This window comes from Asticcacaulis taihuensis (genome assembly GCF_900100255.1).
Lineage (GTDB): Bacteria > Pseudomonadota > Alphaproteobacteria > Caulobacterales > Caulobacteraceae > Asticcacaulis > Asticcacaulis taihuensis.
Map to the genome: position 1 here is coordinate 1311962 of NZ_FMTS01000001.1, position 16798 is coordinate 1328759.

Below are 16798 nucleotides of genomic sequence, written 5' to 3' on the forward strand. Positions count from 1 at the left end.
GGCCGGCCGCGACACTTGATTAATCGGCGCGGCGCATGATCTAAGGGCTGCGTTTGTCGTCCCCATTCCTTTGTCCGCACGTTCCTTCGCGGACGCGATTTTCGCCTGACAAGAGATTTTATGACCGTTGTTATCGTAGAAAGCCCGGCCAAGGCCAAGACCATCAACAAGTATCTTGGCAAGGGTTTCACCGTTCTGGCCAGCTTTGGCCACATCCGCGACCTGCCGTCGAAGGATGGATCAGTCAGACCGGACGATGACTTCGCCATGACCTGGGAGGTCGATCCGAAATCCTCGAAACGACTCAACGATATCGCCGACGCCATCAAGACGTCCGACCGCGTTATCCTCGCCACCGACCCGGATCGGGAAGGGGAAGCAATCTCGTGGCACGTTCTGGAAGTGCTCAACAAGAAAAAGGGCCTGATGAAGGACAAGCAGGTCCAGCGCGTCACCTTCAACGCCATCACCCAGTCCGCCGTCCAGACCGCCATGGCCTCGCCGCGCGACATCGATATGGAACTGGTCGATGCCTATCTCGCCCGCCGGGCGCTCGATTATCTCGTCGGCTTCACCCTGTCGCCGGTGCTTTGGCGCAAGCTGCCCGGCGCCCGCTCGGCCGGCCGCGTGCAATCGGTGGCGCTGAAAATCGTCGTTGATCGCGAAATCGAGATCGAAAAATTCAAGACCGAGGAATACTGGACGGTCGATGCCGAGGTCTCGGCCAATTCGCCCCCCTTCAATGCCAAGCTGTTCACCTATAACGGCAAGCGCCTGGGTAAGTTCGACCTGCCGAATGAAACGGCGGCCTTTGCGGCCCGCGACCTGGTGAAGCGCTCGCAGTTCACTATTACGGAGGTCGACCAGAAGCCCGGCAAGAAGTCACCGCCGCCGCCCTTCACCACCTCGACCCTGCAACAGGAAGCCGCGCGCAAACTGGGTTTCAGCGCCTCGCGCACCATGCAGACTGCGCAAAAGCTCTATGAGGGCGTCGATATCGGCGGTGAGACCGTTGGTCTCATCACCTATATGCGGACCGACGGCGTCTATGTCGAGCCGGGCGCCATCAACGAGATGCGCAAGGTGATCGGCGAGCGTTACGGCGCGCCTTATGTGCCGGAAAGCCCGCGTCTCTACAAGGCCAAGGCCAAGAACGCCCAGGAAGCCCACGAAGCCATACGCCCCACCTCCGCCTTCCGCCGCCCTGAAACCCTGCGCCTCGAAGGCGATCAGGCACGTCTTTATGAACTGATCTGGAAGCGTACCCTGGCCTCGCAGATGGAGCAGGCGCGCGTCGAGAACACCACGATCAACCTGTTCACCGCCGACAAGCAGACCTCCCTGCGCGCCACCGGCCAGGTCGTGACTTTCGATGGCTTCATGGCCGTCTATGAAGAAGGCAAGGACGATGATGGTGACGAAGACGGCGGCCGTCTGCCGATGGTCCAGGCCGGCACGATCGCCGATGTGCATACGTCTAAGGCCGACCAGCACTTCACCGAACCGCCCCCGCGTTATTCGGAAGCCACTCTGGTCAAGAAGCTGGAAGAACTCGGCATCGGCCGCCCCAGCACTTACGCCTCCATCCTGACCGTGCTGCGCGATCGCGCCTATGTCCGCATGGACAAGAACCGCTTCATCCCGGAAGACAAGGGCCGCCTGGTCACCGCCTTCCTGGATCAGTTCTTCCATCGCTATGTCCAGTACGATTTCACCGCCGACCTGGAAGAAAAGCTCGATCTCGTTTCCGCCGGCGAACTGAACTACAAGACGCTGCTGGCCGATTTCTGGAAGGATTTCCACGCCGCCGCCGAAGGCATGACCGAACTGCGCACCACCCAGGTTCTGGACGCGCTGAACGAGTCTCTGGGGCCGCTCATCTTCCCCGACAAGGGCGATGGTTCTAATCCGCGCGCCTGCCCGGTCTGCGGCAATGGCCAGCTTTCCTTGAAAACCTCGCGGTTCGGCGCCTTTATCGGCTGTTCCAACTATCCGGAATGCAAGTTTACCCGCCCCGTGGGTTCGCCTGACGCGGAAGGCGCGGAAAACGGCGCCTCAGGTGACCGCGAACTGGGTGTTGATCCCGAAACCGGCAAGACGGTGGCGCTCAAGATCGGCCGCTTCGGTCCCTATGTGCAGTTGGGCGAAGCGGAATCGAAAGAGGACAAGCCGCCGCGCTCTAGCCTGCCAAAGGCCTGGCCGGCCGCGACCATCGATCTCGAACGGGCGCTGAAACTGCTATCCTTGCCGCGCACCGTTGGCATCCATCCGGAAGACAAGACGCCGATCAAGGCGGGTCTCGGCCGCTTTGGTCCCTTCGTGGAAACCGGCGGCACCTATGCCAACCTGTCGAGCTTCGATGAAATCTTCGAGGTCGGCCTCAATCGCGCCGTTGACCTGATCGCTGAAAAGCGTGCCGGTGGTGGCGGCAAGGGCCGTGGCGCGGCCGCCGCGCCGCTTAAAGAGTTGGGCACGTTCGGCGAAGGCGGCGACAAGATCTCGGTCATGGCCGGGCGCTATGGCCCCTACATCAAGTGCGGCAAGGTCAATGCCACCCTGCCCAAGGACGTGACACCGGAGACGGTGACGCTTGAGCAGGCCATAGAGCTGATCAACGCCAAGGGCGGTCCCGCCACCCAGGCCAAGAAAGCGCCGGCAAAGAAGGCCGCTGCCAAGAAACCGGCTGCCAAGACCACGGCCGCGAAAAAGCCGGCTGCAAAGAAGACGCCAGCGAAGAAGGCAAAGGCAGGTTAATCTTGATCCTCCCCTGCGGAGCGGGGGAGGTGTCGAGCAAGCGTAGCGCGTCGAGACGGAGGGGGCGATCCTCTAACGATTGCCCCCTCTGTCGCGGCCTTCGCCGCGCCACCTCCCCCGCTTCGCAGGGGACGATCAACTACAGCGCCTTCCGAAACGTCAGATTGTAACGATGCCCACCTATGGGATGGTGTCCTGCCCTCAGCGTCAATACACCATGAAACGCCTTGCGCGCCGGGCCGCCCCAGACCACGACATCACCATGATGGAGCGTAATCTTCTCCACCGGATCGCTGCGTTTCAATCCGCCAAATTGGAAAGTTGCTGGCAGGCCCAAGGACACCGACACGATCGGCGCCGAGTAATCGCCTTCATTGATATCCTGATGTAGCCCCATCTTCGCGCCAGGTTCATAGCGGTTGATCAGGCAGCCATCGGGCGTGAAATCAAACCCCGCGACCGCCGCCGCCCGGTGCGCCAGATCAAGAAACACTGACGGCATATCCGGCCACGGTTCTCCGCTCAACGGGTCCAGACGATCATAACGATAGCCCTTGGTATCCGCCACCCAGCCGATCCCGGCATTGGTCATGGCCACCGACATGCGGCCGCCGCCCGGCACAATCATATGCCGAAACGGCGCGGCGGCCGCCACCGCCTTAATAGCTGCCACCAGGGCCATATCATCTGCCAGGGCAAAGCCGCGCAGGATCGCCACGCCTTCGCGCTCGAATGCCTCTCCAAACAGATCAGGCTGCGTCATGGAAAATGATACCCAGCGCATGCCGCCGCCCTGACCTGACCCGCGATACGCCGTGGCGCATGGTGACGCGATAACTGCCGCGCGTCCCCGAAACCGGCCGTTGCGACACGGCGAAGATCACCGCATCGCCCTGCTGGAGCGGCACCACCGATGGCACGGACTGCATTCGCGGGCGCTGCTCGGTCAGGACAAATTCGCCGCCGGTGAAATCCTCCTCCGGCCGCGACAACAGGATGGCCACCTGTAACGGAAAGACGTGCTCGCCATAGAGATCCTGGTGCAGGCAGTTGTAATCGTCCGCGCCATATTGCAGCAGAAGCGGCGTCGGGCGCGTTTGCCCGGCGGCATGACAGCGCGCCAGGAAATCTTCATGCGCGGCTGGAAATCGCACCTCCAGCCCCATGCGTTCCTGCCATCGGTTGGCGATCGGCACGAGTTGCGAATAAAGCCGTGCACGCAGGTCCGCCACCTTGTCCGGCAGCGGATAGGCGAAATATTTGTACTCACCGCGTCCGAAGCCATGCCGCGCCATATGGACCTGGCTGCGGAAGACCGGCTGTTCGTAAAGCCCAGCCAGCGCCTGGCAGGCTTGCGGCGCGATCAGCCCCGGCAGGACCGCGAAACCGCGCTCATCGAGATCGCGCCCGATGGTCTGCCATTCGTCGAATATCTGATCAGAGAAGAGATCGGCTTCAAACATTTTGGCCCTCCTTCAGCAAAAGCGCGCGCTTACGATCCACACCCCAGCGATAGCCGGATAATGCGCCGTCGGTTCGCACCACGCGGTGGCAGGGAATGGCAATGGCCAGGGCATTGGCGGCGCAGGCGCCGGCCACCGCGCGCACAGCGGCCGGGGCGCCGATCATCTGCGCCACCTCGGCATAGGAGCGCGTTTCTCCGGCCGGAATGGCGCGCAGGGCCTGCCAGACGCGTTGTTGGAAGGCGGTTCCGCGAATATCCAGCGGCAGGTCCAGCATTTGCCCCTGATCGATCAGGCCGACCACCCGTGCCACGGTCTGCTCGAACGCGGCATCCGCCCCGATCAGATTGGCCTTGGGAAAGCGATCCTGAAGATCGCGTACCAACGCCCCAGCATCGTCACCCAGCGTAATCGCGCAGATGCCCTTGTCCGATTGCGCCACCAGCACCGCGCCCAGCGAACACTGGCCGACAGCAAAACGGATATCGCCCGCCCCGCCCGTCTGGAAGGCTTTCGGCGTCATGCCAAGGATCGCATCCGAGCGTTCATAAAACCGGCTTGAGGAGCCGTAGCCTGCCTCATAAAGCGCCGCGGTCACCGCCTCGCCGGCGGTCAAGCCTTCACGCACCTTTTCTGCCCGGTGCGCATCGGCATAGGCTTTCGGCGTCAGGCCGGTGACCGCCTTGAAGCGACGGTGGAAATGGTGCGGGCTCAGCCCTGCCCGCGCCGCCATATCCGCAAGCGGAGGCGTTTCTTCCGCCCCTTCGATAAACCGGCAGATATCGGCGATCATTTCGGCCTGTTTAGTCCGCACACTGTCTTCACGCGGTCGGCAGCGCTTGCAGGCGCGAAAGCCCGCCATCTCAGCCGCCTCGCAGGTGGCATAAAAGCCGACATTTTCCGGCCTGGGCAAACGCGACGCGCAATCCGGCCGGCAGTAGACGCCGGTCGTTTTGACGCTGTAGAAAAAGTCACCGGCTTCGCGGCGCGTGAGGGTGTCCCAGCGCGGGTCTAGCGTCACCGATGTGGCGGTATCTGGCATAAGATCAAGCATAGCATTTTCCTTCCCAAAAGGCGTGTGAATTCCTGTTTAGATGAAGGCTGCGCCCGCAAAACTCCGGCCCTTGCGGTCTAATTCGCACAGGCGGGTCAAAATGCGAATCGCCACGCACTTTCCACATCGATTTTTTGTGCAAATTTAACGCACGAGACGTAAAGATCGCGCGCGGCATTCCCTTGCCGCATATTTCGAGGGCCCGATTATTCCTACCCCCACGACCCGTTTCGCCTTGACCGCCGGCCCAGTCATGCTGGGTCTGGGGCTTTTAGCGACGGCTGTTCAGGCCCAGGAAATGGCCCAGGAAACGACAGCAGTCGAAGTACCGGCGGTCAAGCCGGCCCAGGAAGAAGCGCCGCCCCTGCCCGACAATCCGCAGGACGCCCCGATCATTACGGATGACGATTTCAACGCCGCCCTGCCCCCGATCGAGGCAACGACCGCCCCACCAGCGGAACCCACGCCTGAGGCGACCCCAGACACCCTGCCTGAGGTCACCGCCACCGATGATCCGGAACTGGATGCCCCCTTGCCGGCGCTGGAAGGCTATGATGTCCAGCCGAACCAGATGGCCGCCACCGAAGAGGCCCTCCCGGAAATCCGCTATGTCACCGTGGTCGACGGCCTGCATGACATCCACCTGAACGATGAATTCAAACCCCTGTCGGCCCTGATGAACGGCAAGGGCAAGGCCGCCAATGTCGCCCAGGTGCGCGCCCGCGCCACCGAAGACGAAGCCCTGATCCTGCGTCTGCTGAAATCACAAGGCTATTACGACGGCACTGTCACCACCAGCCTCGCCCAACCGAGCGAGGCGGGCGGCCCGGTCCAGGCCCATATCGTCGTTACACCCGGCCCGGCCTATCACTTCGGCCTGATCATGGCCGATGCCCAGCCGACCCTGCCGCCCGACCTGATCCGCAATGCCCTGCCGCTTCAACCCGGCGAGCAGATCATCGCCACCCATGTGCTGGCAGCCGAGGCCAACGTCAGCGTGGTCCTGCAACAATCCGGTTACCCGTTCGTCAAGGTCGGCGAGCGCGATATCCTGCTCGATGGCGCCAAACTGACCGGTGACTATACGCTGAAGGTCGATACCGGCCACCGCGCGCGCTTCGGCGGCTTCAAATCCGATGGCAAGGAAGCCTTCAGCGCCGATCACGTCGCCGCCCTCACTCGCTTCGAGAAGGGCGACCTTTACGACAATCGCAAGGTTGATGACCTGCGCGAGGCCCTGGTCTCGACCGGCCTGTTCCGCTCCGTGGCGGTCGAACCCGTGGCCACCGGCATCTTCGCCGCTGACGGCTCGGAATATGTTGACCTGCTCGTCCACCAGCAGCGCGGCCCCTATCGGACGATCGCCGGTGAATTCGGCTACAATACCGGCGAAGGCGTCACCGCCACCGCTTCCTGGCAGAACCGCAACAAGTTCCCGCCCGAAGGCGCCCTGATCATCACCGCGGCACTGGGCACACAGGAGCAGGGCCTGACCACCACCTTCCGCCGCTCCAACGCCAAAAAACGTGACCGCACTTTCCAGCTTTCCTCGGCCCTGACGCACAATATTTATGACAGCTACGAAGCCTATACCTTCAATGTGGCCGGCTCCGTGGCGCGTGTCTCGACGCCTTTGTGGCAGAAGGTCTGGACCTGGTCCTATGGCTTCGACCTGGCCGCCTCGCGCGAAGCCACCGACGGGGTGGTCAATTTCAGCGACGCCGCCGATAACTACTATATCGCCGCCCTGCCGACCAAGCTGGCCTATGACCGGTCCGACAGCCTGCTCAACCCCGCCACCGGCTATCGCGCCAGCGCCGAGGTAACGCCGCTGATTTCGCTGTCAGGCGGCGGGGCCAGCATCCGCACCGTGTTTGACGCCAGCTATTACTATCCGATGGGTAACAAGGCGGTCATAGCCGCGCGCAGCCGCCTGGGTGTCATCTATGGCGGCGAACTGGACAAGATACCCCCGTCACGCCGCCTCTATGCCGGCGGCGGCGGCAGCGTGCGCGGTTACAGCTATCAGCAGCTCGGCCCGCATGATGCCACCGGCACCGCCACGGGGGGCTTGAGCCTGTTCGAAGCTTCGGTCGAATACCGTTACCGCATGGGCGATATCGGCATCGTGCCGTTTATCGATATCGGCCAGTCCTATGCCTCGACCACGCCGTCCTTCTCCGACCTGCGCGTCGGCTTCGGTATCGGCGCGCGGCTCTATACCAATTTCGGACCGATCCGCATCGATGTGGCTACACCGGTCAACCGCGACAAGTCCAACGGCGAGCCGCAGATCGCGCTCTATGTCGGCATTGGGCAAGCATTCTAATGGCGCGCAAACCGAGACAACCAAAACCGCCCGTGGAACCGGTGGAAACACCGGAGGCGTTGTCGCAGCCCGCGCCACTCCACAATGACGACCTTCACCTGAAGGATCGCGTGGAAACCGTTACCGAAGAGGTCGTGGAGACCGTCAAGGCGCGCACCGGTTTTGACCTGAGGCGCATCAACTGGTGGAAAGTATCACGCTATATCGCGCTGTTTGTCATAGGCCTGGCGGTGTTGCTGGTGGCGGCGCTGACCGCGCTAAATACCCCGCCGGGTCGCCGCCTGCTGGTCGAATTCGCCACCGGCATCAAGCTCAATTCCGGCTTGCAGATCGAGATTGGTGAGATCGACGGCTCGCTCTATGGTGAAATGACCCTGCACGACGTCAAGGTGAAAGACCTCAAGGGCGTCTTTATCCAGAGCCCGGCCATTCACCTCGACTGGCGGCCTTTCGGCTATCTCAACAAGCACGTCGATATCCGCGATTTCTCGACACCCAGGATAGAAGTCCTGCGCCAGCCGGTGCTCAATCCCAGCGAAACACCGAAGAACAATGGCCCGCTGCTGCCGGACCTCAATATCGACATCAACCGCCTGAAGGTCGACGCACTGGTGCTTGATGCGCCCGTGCTGGGGGAAGCGCATACGATCGCGTTCAATGGCCAGGCCCATCTGCGCCACAAGCGATTGAAGATCGACGCCGCCGCCATCAGCGAAAAGGGTGATCATGCCCAGGTGCTGATCGATGCCGCGCCGGATAAGAACGAACTCGATATCAAAGCCAATCTCGACGCCCCGGCCGATGGCGTAGCGGCTAAAATGCTCGGTTTCGACAAGGCCTTTACCGCCGATATTGGCGGAAAGGGGACCTGGAAACAATGGAATGGCCGCGCCATTGCCGATTTCGGGCCTGATAACCTGCTGAATCTCAATGTCACGGCGCAGAGCGGGACCTTCCATATCACCGGCGCCACACACCCCGATCTGGTCCTGGCCGGCGATACGGCTGCCCTTTTCAAGCCGGCGGTCATGATCGACCTGACCTCGAAGATGAAGGACCGGGTGTTTGACAATGTGCTGGCCCTCTATACCGACGCCCTGCGCGTCGACGCCAGGGGCACGGTCGACTTGGGCCATAACCATTTCCGCAAGCTGGAGTTTCATGCCCGATTGCTCAAGCCGGATGTGCTCGGCAAGGATTTCACGGCTTCCGACCTGCGCGCCGATCTGGTTGTCGATGGCAATTTCGACAGCCCCCGCATCGATTATGATCTGGCCGCCAAACGCTTCGATCTGGCCGGCATTAAGCTCGATGGGCTTACCGCCAGGGGCAAGAGCCGCATCACCGATGACGGCGTGATCCTGCCCATCAATGCGCAACTGATCTCCCTGACAGGCATCGCCGACCAGGTCGATCCGTTGCTAACGCACCTGAAGCTCGATGGCGAGGTCCGCCTGAATGACGGCAAGCTGACCAGCAACACCATCCGGATCAATTCCGATCGCATCAAGGCCACGGGCACGATCACCGGCAATCTGAAGGACAATCTGTTCCTGGCCAAGGTGAAAGCCAATCTCAATAATTACGCGGTCGAAGGCGTTGGCACGGTCAATGTCTCGACCGTCGCCGATGTCAGGTTGAACAAGGGCCGCGTCAGCGTCGCCGGCACCGCCAATGCCCAGACGACAAAGCTGGAAAACGGTTTGAAAGGCTTTCTCGGCGGCAATGCCAAACTGAGCGGCGCCTATGCCTATAGCGAACAGGGTGTGGTGACCTTGCGCAATCTCAGCGGCAAGGCACCCGACTTCACCCTGATTTCAGCTTCCGGTTCGCTGGCTCCTAACGGCACCATCTCGCTGAACGCCAGGGCCAATTCGACCCAATATGGCCCGCTCGATGCCGTGGCATCCGGCACGCTTGACCACCCCAACGCGGTCATCCACGCCGCCAATCCGGGCCTGGGTGTCCAGATGGTCGATGTCACGGCCAGGCTTTCCAGCACGCCGCAGGGTTTTACCCTCCTGGCCGATGGCGGCAGCGCCTACGGCCCGTTCGACGCCGATGCCCTGATCATTACCGAGGGAAAGCCCCTGCGCATCGATATCCACAAGGCGACTTTCGCGGGTGTAGATGCCTCGGGCCTGCTGACCCAAAGCGATGCCGGCCCTTTCACCGGCACACTGGCGATCAGCGGTTCCGGCCTCAAGGGCACCGCGCTTCTCTCGGCGCAGAATGGCGACCAGGCCCTGGCGATCAATGCCACCGGCAATGCCGTCACCGTGCCGGGCGACGTAAAGATCTATGTCGGCCGCACCCTCGTCGCGGCCAATATTGTGCTGCATGACCAGATGTCGCTAAATGCCGATGTCCAGATGGCCGACATGCGCTACCAGGATTTCGTGCTGGCCACCGGCCGCGCCAAAATTGCTATGACCGGCGAGCGCGGCACCATCCAGGCCGTCGCCACCGGCAAAAAGGATGTGCCGTTCAATCTCGCCGTAAATGGCACTATCGCGCCTGATACCTACACCTTCGCGGCAAAAGGGGCGGCCAATGATATTCCCTTCAAGCTCAATCATCCGGCGGTCATCCGCAAAAGCGGCACCGACTGGGTGCTCCAGCCGGTCAAGGTGGTGATGTCGGAAGGAAATATCGACCTCTCCGGTCGCTTCGGCGAAAACCTGAAGGCGCAGGCCCGCCTCAACAATCTCGATCTCAGCCTGGCCAATATGGTGCAAAAGGATCTGGGCCTGACCGGCACAGCCGATGGCGCCATCGACTTCTCCCAGACCGGCAACAGCTTCCCGACCGCCCGCGCCAATCTCAAGATCAGCCACTTCTCACGCGCCAGCGCCGCCGTGGTCTCCACGCCGGTCGATATCGTGCTCGACGCCCAGCTTAATCCCGATCGCAGCCCGGCCAATAACTATGTCCATGCCCTCATTCGGCAGAGCGGCAGCGTGGTCGGCCGCGCGCAACTGGCACTCACGCCCGCCAATGGCGGCGACTGGATCGCCGATATCAACAGCGGCGGTATCAGCGGGGGGGTGCGCTATAATGGCCCTGCCGGGATGCCCTTCTCGCTCGCCGGCCTGCCGCGCCAGCAGCTCTCCGGTGCCGTAGCTCTGGCGGCCGATATTTCCGGCCAACTCAATGCCCCGCGCCTCAACGGTGTGGTCAAGGCCACCAGCCTGACCTATGACAATGAAAGCATCGGCACACGCATCACCAATATCGCGCTGGATGGCCGCTTCACCAGTGATCGCCTGGAACTGACCAGCTTCACGGGCCGCGCTGGAGACGGCACGGTCACCGGCAATGGCTGGGTCAGCCTGGCCGCCGCACAAAAATTCCCCATGCTGATCCATGTCGAGATGAATAATGCCCGCCTGGCCCGCAGCGATGCGATCAACTCCACCGTTTCCGGCACGATCGATGTCACCAACAGCGAAGCCGACGGGGGGCTGATCAGGGGCGATTTGCGCCTGCCCCTGCTCAGATATGTTATTGTCAAACAGGCCGCGGCCGAGGTGGCGGTGCTGGATGGCGTCCGTCGCAAGGGCGAGGAGGCGATCACCCAGTCGGCCATCGCTCTGCCGGCCTTCTGGCGGCTCGATATCCGCGCCCGCGCCGATAACCAGATCTTCGTCTCCGGCATGGGCCTGGAATCGGAATGGTCGGCGCGCCTGCGCGTCACCGGCACAACGAAAGACCCGCGCATCGTCGGCGACATGAAGGTAGTACGCGGCAACTATACCTTCGCCGGCCGCTCCTTCGACATCGATACCGGCACCATCACCTTTGATGGCGGCCCGGTGGCTGATCCCGAAATCAACCTGACCGCCAGCGCCGATGTTCAGGATGTCACCGGCATCATCAAGGTGACCGGCTCGGCCCAGCGTCCGTCCATCGCCTTCTCCTCCACACCGGCCCTGCCGCAGGATGAAATCCTGTCGCGGATGCTCTTCGGCGAAAGCGTCGCCAATATCTCGCCCACCGAAGCCCTGCAACTGGCCTCGGCGGTCAATGGCCTGAACGGCGGCACCGACTACCTCAATCCGCTCGGCGCCCTGCGTTCGGCTACCGGCATCGACCGCCTGCGCGTGGTCGGCGCCGATACCACCACCGGCCGCGGCACATCGGTGGCGGCGGGCAAATACCTGACCAATAATGTCTATGTCGAGATTGTCACCGACGCCAAGGGCTTCACCGCCACCCAGCTTGAGGTCGCCCTGTCGCGCAGTCTGAGTATCCTCTCGACCACAGGAAATGCCGGCACGGGCGCGAGTGTCAGGTATTCAAAGGATTATTAAGCAAGGAACCCCACCACCATTGCTTCGCAATGGTCCCCCTCCCCGACAAGTCGGGGAGGTATAAGAAAAGGATGCACCTAATTTATACCTCCCCATCTCTGATGGGGAGGGGGACCGCGCCTCTCTTGAGGCGGGGTGGTGGGGCTTCTTGCTTTTTACTTTTCCAACTCAGCCAAATCCGCCAGAAACGCCTCAATCGCCGTCACGGCTTCCGGTTCATCCAGCATCGGCGCATGGCCGCGATTGGCGACCGTTACGGCGCGCATCCCCGGATGTGTCTCCAGCATCTTGCCGAAGGTCGCTTCCGATAAAAGATCGGACAGTTCCCCGCGCACACCCAGCACCGGTATCTCTTTCAGCGCCTCCCAGATGCCCCACATATCCGGCGGCGCCACCACAGGCCCATCCGGATCGAAAGCGCCGGAAATGCCCGGATCGTAGGCGGACACCGGAACGCCGTTCTGTTCGTGATAGGTCCGGCGCGCGAAAGCCAGCCAGTCGTCCTCCGTATAATCCGGAAAGGCGACATCATTGGTCTGTTTGGCCCGCGCCGCGGCATCGGCCCAGGAGCGGATCGGCGGCGACTTGCCGACATAGGACTTGATGCGCTCAAGCCCCGCCACGTCGATCTCCGGCCCCACATCGTTGATCACCATGCCGATCACCGCCTGCGGGGCGATCATGCCCATGATCATCGCCATGATGCCGCCCATCGAGGTGCCGATCAGAGCCGCGCGGGCAATGCCGAGATCGCCCATCAGCTTGAACATATCCTGCACATAAAGCGCCGGCGTATAGTTGGCCGGTTCCGCATCCCAGTCCGACCGACCGCGGCCGCGCTGATCGACCGCGATCACCCGATAGCGTTCTGCCAGGCGCGGCGCAATCACCTCGAAATCGGCTGAATTGCGCGACAGGCCGTGCATACAGATAACCGGCATACCCTGACCACCATAATCACGGGCATACAGCTTCACCCGCAGGTCATGGCTGTCGTAATAGACATCTTCATAAGCCGTCACGCACGATATCCCTTAGAAAGCGACATAGGGACCAAGCGTGCCGCCGGCATTGCGTCCGGCGATCGCCGTATAAACCTTGCGGCCATAAAAGAACGGCAGGCCGAAATCAAAGCTGTTGCTGTAGGGCTGGAGATTGTCGAACCCGTTCGGATCGCCGCCCAGGCCGGGCAGGACATAGTTCGGCCCCTGGACCAGTTGGTCGGTGTTGTCGAGGGTGAAATTGACCACCTTGCTGGCGCCGTTACTGCCCGTCAGACTGGCGCTCAGATCAAGCGACGAGGTCGGACAGTAGAAGCCGGCCAGGTCGCCGGTGCAGCCGGTAATGGCGCTGTCGCTGAAGCCATAGAAATTGGTGCCGCTGTCGATAAAGCTCTGGGTCAGGCCGACGCCCTTGTAGGTCGCCGTGATCAGGCCGTAATTGTTGGCGGTCAGTATGGTCTGGCTGCCCAACTGGTTATTGGTCTGGGTGCCTATGCCAAAATAGAGCTTGCCGGTCAGGCCGACCACACCGGGATGCGCCACCGCCGGCAGGTCGATCACCGTGCCGTTATTATTGACAGTCATGCGCGCCACCGGATTGGGCACCTGAGACGAGGTGGCCAGTATCGTGCCCGTGCAGGTGGCCGAAACACAGGTGTAATAATAGCCGTTGTTCGTCGTGCCGGCGCAATAGCTGCCGCAATCGCTGACGCCCATGCCGATGCCGATAATGCCATTGGCGCCAAAATCGGCGATGGTGTCGTGGCTGGTGCCGCCGCCCGATGAACAATCCGTCGGCACATTGGCATAGTCGCCGGTATCGCCGATCACCAGCATGGGCATGTTGCTCACGGATTCGCCGCCGATAGTGAAATCCGCCGTCCGCACCGAGCCGAAAACATAGCCATCGACATACTGGTAACATTCACCGACGCCCTTGCCGCCGGTCGTGGTGTGCGGCAGGGCGGCGCGCATGGCCGTGCTCAGGGCTTCGTTTTCGATACGCAGCCCCACCGAGCCGGTATCCATGATGATGTGATCGATGGTCTGGCAGGTGGCGGTGCCCGGCGCACAGATCTTCACCGTCACGAAGCCGATATTGACATTGCCCGCCACGCCCGTCGGTCCCGGATCAACCGAGACGGTGGTGTAATTGGCAAGGGTTACGCTGCTGGAAGACGAAGACGAAGACGACGAACTGCTGGAACTGCTGAATGAGCCGCCCCCACTAGACGAACCGCCACCGCCCCCTCCGCCGCCACAGGCGGCGAGCAGGAGCAGGAACCCGACCAGGAAAATATGCGGCTTCATTGGGCGCCTCCCTGCAGGGCCTGGACCGGGAAGCCGCCGGGTGCCGTCTGCGGCAGATAGGCAAAGCCCCAGAAGGCGCCGCTGTGGCCGCCGGTGCGCACCACGAAATCGCTGTGGCTCGAAGCCAGGCCCCGTCGCATACGGATGCGCGGATTGGCTTTGTTGTCCGCCTGGAAGCGGTTGAAATAGCTGTCACCGAAAAGCTGTTTGAGGTTCGGCCGCTGCGGTCCCTGCCAGCTTACCGCAAAAACCGTACCGTCCGGCCGGATGAATTCGCGTGCCGTCGTGCCGCTCTCAAGGGTCATTTCATGCACGCTGTAGGTCGCCTGATCGAGCCGCGAAGCTATGCGGGCATTGAGCCGCGCCCGATCGGTCTCGATGCTGGCCGCCTTACCGCCTAACGTGGCATGGGCGGGAACTGCCAGGGCCAGCATGGCCAGACATATCGACCCCGTAATGACAGACCGCATTTCAATACTCCTGTACCCAGCACCGGCAGACTATTCAATATGCCGGTTAATGCAATATGACCTGCCATCCGAATGGATCAAAGTTATGGCATATTATCTCTGGTCGAAGCTGGCGATCAGCCGGTAGGCGCCGCCATCGAAGACCTGCCGGACCGTGGTGATGCGTTCCGTCCCGCGCCATGTCCTGCGGTCGACCACCAGACAGGCCGTGCCCTCATCCAGCCGCAGATGGAGGGCGGTCTGCCCTTCCGCCGGCTGGGCGCTGATCTGGTTCTCCACATGCGTCCAGGGCACGACGCCAAGCAGCCAATGCCCCGGCGACTGACGGGTGAAATCAACACTTTCGGCCTGCGGCACCGCTTCGAGATTGATCAGCCGGCGCTCAAAGGCCAGCGGCTTGGCCGAGGCGAAATGCAGGCCGGTCAGCGCCAGAACCTTGCCGCTTCCGGCCAGTTCCCGTTCCTCGTCGCTGTTAGCCTTATGAAGGGCATAGGACAGCAGCTCAAATCGGTAGACTTCCCCGCGCGCCGTGATCTCATGCTGAATATCGGGAATATCGAGCACGGTCGAATCCAGCCGCGGCAGGCGCACAAACGTACCCGCGCGCTTGCGGCGTTCAATCAGACCGCCTTCATCCAGAGGCGTCAGCGCCTTGTTGACCGTCATACGCGAGACGGAATATTGCGCCATCAGTTCGTGCTCGAACGGAATGCGGTCGCCAGGCTTCAGTGCGCCTGAGCGGATCTGGTTCTCGATATCGTCACGAATTTTTTGGTGAAGCGGCTTCATGAGGCCAGTCTTTGCATCAGCTTGCGATAATCGGCAAGAACGGCGGCGCGTTTGATATGGCGGCCGCCCTCTACCTGTTTGCGGCCAAAGCGCCAGACGCAATCGATCGGTGACCGCGCCGAGGCGAAAACGAAGCTGTCCAGGTCGCACTCCAGACTGACGATATCCGCCGGCTGGCCGATAGCGATTCCTGATTGAACGCCAAGCGCCTGCGCGCCATCGAGCGCGCGGATATAGAGGCTTTCTCCACATGAAGAATTGGCCAGCACATTGCGTTCACAGTGGATCAGGCGCTGGCCATATTCGAGCAGGCGCAGCTCCTCGGCGGCGCTGATCAGCACATTGGAATCCGAGCCAATGCCGAAGCGCCCACCCTGCTTCAGATAGTCGCGCGCCGGAAAAACACCATCCCCCAGATTGGCCTCTGTAATTGGGCACAGGCCGGCTATGGCGCCGGATTTGGCCAGGCACGTCGTTTCCTCCGGTGTCATGTGCGTGGCATGGACCAGGCACCACTGATCATTGACCGGTGCATGGTCGAGCAGCCATTCCACCGGCCTTTGCCCCGTATGAGCCAGGCAGTCCTCGACCTCCTTCACCTGCTCGGCGATATGAATATGAATCGGCGCGCGCGGCGCCAGCGGGATCAAGGCCGTCAGTTCTTCCGGTGTGACGGCACGCAAGCTGTGCGGCGCTATGCCAACCACCGCATCATCCAGACGTGCGGCATGTCCGTGACTGGCATCGAGCAGCCGCTGGAAACCATCGAGATCGTGGATGAAGCGCACCTGCCCCGGCGTCGGCGGCAAGCCACCAAAACCGGAATGGGCATAAAAAACCGGCAGAAGCGTCAGGCCGATGCCCGTGGCCTCGGCCGCCGCCAGGATACGCCCGCCCATCTCCGCCGGATCGGCAAAGGGCCGGCCGTCAAAATCATGATGCAGATAATGGAATTCGCCGACACGGGTAAATCCGCCCTCCAGCATCTCCATATAGGCCAGTGCGGCGATAGTTTGCAGCTCATCCGGCCCGATCCGCGCCTGGAATTTATACATCTGCTCGCGCCATGACCAGAAGCTGTCTTGTTCCGAGGTCCGCCGTTCCGTCAGGCCGGCGATAACGCGCTGGAAGGCGTGGCTGTGCAGGTTGGGCATTCCCGGCACCCCAATCGCGTGGCGCTCTCCCTGAGGCATCGTGTTGGTTTCAATGCTCGTAATCCGGCCATTTCCGATGGTCAGCAACACATTGGACTGCCAGCCGGACTTGAGCAGCGCTTTTTCAAACCAAAGTGATGACATGTGCCTTGCGCTCAAT

The 16798-nt window shown here is 61.9% G+C and carries 11 protein-coding genes; 3 read left to right on the forward strand and 8 right to left on the reverse strand.

Annotated elements, in window-relative coordinates:
* Nucleotides 1-120 precede the first annotated feature (120 nt).
* Entirely contained in the window at nucleotides 121-2754 is a 2634-nt protein-coding gene (topA, locus tag BLO49_RS06255; RefSeq protein ID WP_090645604.1) for a type I DNA topoisomerase, read from the forward strand.
* 139 nt (nucleotides 2755-2893) lie between these two features.
* Here the strand turns inward: topA and alkB are convergent, their stop codons facing one another.
* The 3 genes from alkB to ada are packed head-to-tail and all read right to left on the reverse strand — an operon-like array spanning nucleotide 2894 to nucleotide 5271.
* Entirely contained in the window at nucleotides 2894-3517 is a 624-nt protein-coding gene (gene alkB, locus BLO49_RS06260; protein WP_181444854.1) for a DNA oxidative demethylase AlkB, read from the reverse strand.
* A complete protein-coding gene (locus BLO49_RS06265; RefSeq protein WP_090645609.1) occupies nucleotides 3504-4217 on the reverse strand; it encodes a 2OG-Fe(II) oxygenase in 714 nt (237 codons plus the stop codon). The genes alkB and BLO49_RS06265 overlap by 14 nt, the downstream gene beginning before the upstream one ends.
* Nucleotides 4210-5271, reverse strand: a complete 1062-nt coding sequence (gene ada / locus BLO49_RS06270; RefSeq protein WP_090645612.1) for a bifunctional DNA-binding transcriptional regulator/O6-methylguanine-DNA methyltransferase Ada — start codon at nucleotides 5269-5271, stop codon at nucleotides 4210-4212. Before ada ends, BLO49_RS06265 begins: the two co-directional genes overlap by 8 nt.
* 235 nt (nucleotides 5272-5506) lie before the next feature.
* Between ada and BLO49_RS06275 the strand changes: the two genes are divergently transcribed.
* Nucleotides 5507-7600 carry an autotransporter assembly complex protein TamA gene (locus BLO49_RS06275; protein WP_245678878.1) on the forward strand — a complete coding sequence of 698 codons (2094 nt, stop codon included), beginning with the start codon at nucleotides 5507-5509 and terminating at the stop codon, nucleotides 7598-7600.
* Nucleotides 7601-7632: 32 nt separating this feature from the next.
* Nucleotides 7633-11913: a translocation/assembly module TamB domain-containing protein gene (locus BLO49_RS06280; protein ID WP_245678879.1), complete on the forward strand. Its 4281-nt coding sequence runs from the start codon at nucleotides 7633-7635 to the stop codon at nucleotides 11911-11913.
* Nucleotides 11914-12068: 155 nt separating this feature from the next.
* Here BLO49_RS06280 and BLO49_RS06285 read toward each other — a convergent pair whose 3' ends face one another.
* From BLO49_RS06285 to BLO49_RS06305, 5 genes are all read right to left on the reverse strand, one after another.
* Nucleotides 12069-12935, reverse strand: coding sequence for an alpha/beta fold hydrolase (locus BLO49_RS06285; RefSeq protein WP_090645620.1), 867 nt, complete (start codon nucleotides 12933-12935; stop codon nucleotides 12069-12071).
* 12 nt (nucleotides 12936-12947) lie between these two features.
* Nucleotides 12948-14225 carry a DUF3443 domain-containing protein gene (locus BLO49_RS06290; RefSeq protein WP_090645623.1) on the reverse strand — a complete coding sequence of 426 codons (1278 nt, stop codon included), beginning with the start codon at nucleotides 14223-14225 and terminating at the stop codon, nucleotides 12948-12950.
* The gene (locus tag BLO49_RS06295) at nucleotides 14222-14695 is read right to left on the reverse strand and encodes a DUF2844 domain-containing protein (protein ID WP_090645624.1); all 474 of its coding nucleotides are present in this window, start codon (nucleotides 14693-14695) and stop codon (nucleotides 14222-14224) included. Before BLO49_RS06295 ends, BLO49_RS06290 begins: the two co-directional genes overlap by 4 nt.
* Before the next feature lie 93 nt (nucleotides 14696-14788).
* Complete coding sequence (hutC, locus tag BLO49_RS06300; RefSeq protein WP_090645627.1) at nucleotides 14789-15484, reverse strand: histidine utilization transcriptional repressor HutC; 696 nt, start codon at nucleotides 15482-15484, stop codon at nucleotides 14789-14791.
* A complete protein-coding gene (locus BLO49_RS06305; RefSeq protein WP_090645629.1) occupies nucleotides 15481-16782 on the reverse strand; it encodes a formimidoylglutamate deiminase in 1302 nt (433 codons plus the stop codon). The genes hutC and BLO49_RS06305 overlap by 4 nt, the downstream gene beginning before the upstream one ends.
* Nucleotides 16783-16798: the final 16 nt, after the last annotated feature.

What these genes read in the sequence shown, in the direction of transcription:
- topA (WP_090645604.1), top strand. Translation starts at nt 121, where the DNA reads ATGACCGTTGTTATCGTAGAAAGCCCGGCCAAGGCCAAGACCATCAAC.
- alkB (WP_181444854.1), bottom strand. Translation starts at nt 3,517, where the DNA reads ATGACGCAGCCTGATCTGTTTGGAGAGGCATTCGAGCGCGAAGGCGTG.
- BLO49_RS06265 (WP_090645609.1), bottom strand. Translation starts at nt 4,217, where the DNA reads ATGTTTGAAGCCGATCTCTTCTCTGATCAGATATTCGACGAATGGCAG.
- ada (WP_090645612.1), bottom strand. Translation starts at nt 5,271, where the DNA reads ATGCTTGATCTTATGCCAGATACCGCCACATCGGTGACGCTAGACCCG.
- BLO49_RS06290 (WP_090645623.1), bottom strand. Translation starts at nt 14,225, where the DNA reads ATGAAGCCGCATATTTTCCTGGTCGGGTTCCTGCTCCTGCTCGCCGCC.
- BLO49_RS06295 (WP_090645624.1), bottom strand. Translation starts at nt 14,695, where the DNA reads ATGCGGTCTGTCATTACGGGGTCGATATGTCTGGCCATGCTGGCCCTG.
- hutC (WP_090645627.1), bottom strand. Translation starts at nt 15,484, where the DNA reads ATGAAGCCGCTTCACCAAAAAATTCGTGACGATATCGAGAACCAGATC.
- BLO49_RS06305 (WP_090645629.1), bottom strand. Translation starts at nt 16,782, where the DNA reads ATGTCATCACTTTGGTTTGAAAAAGCGCTGCTCAAGTCCGGCTGGCAG.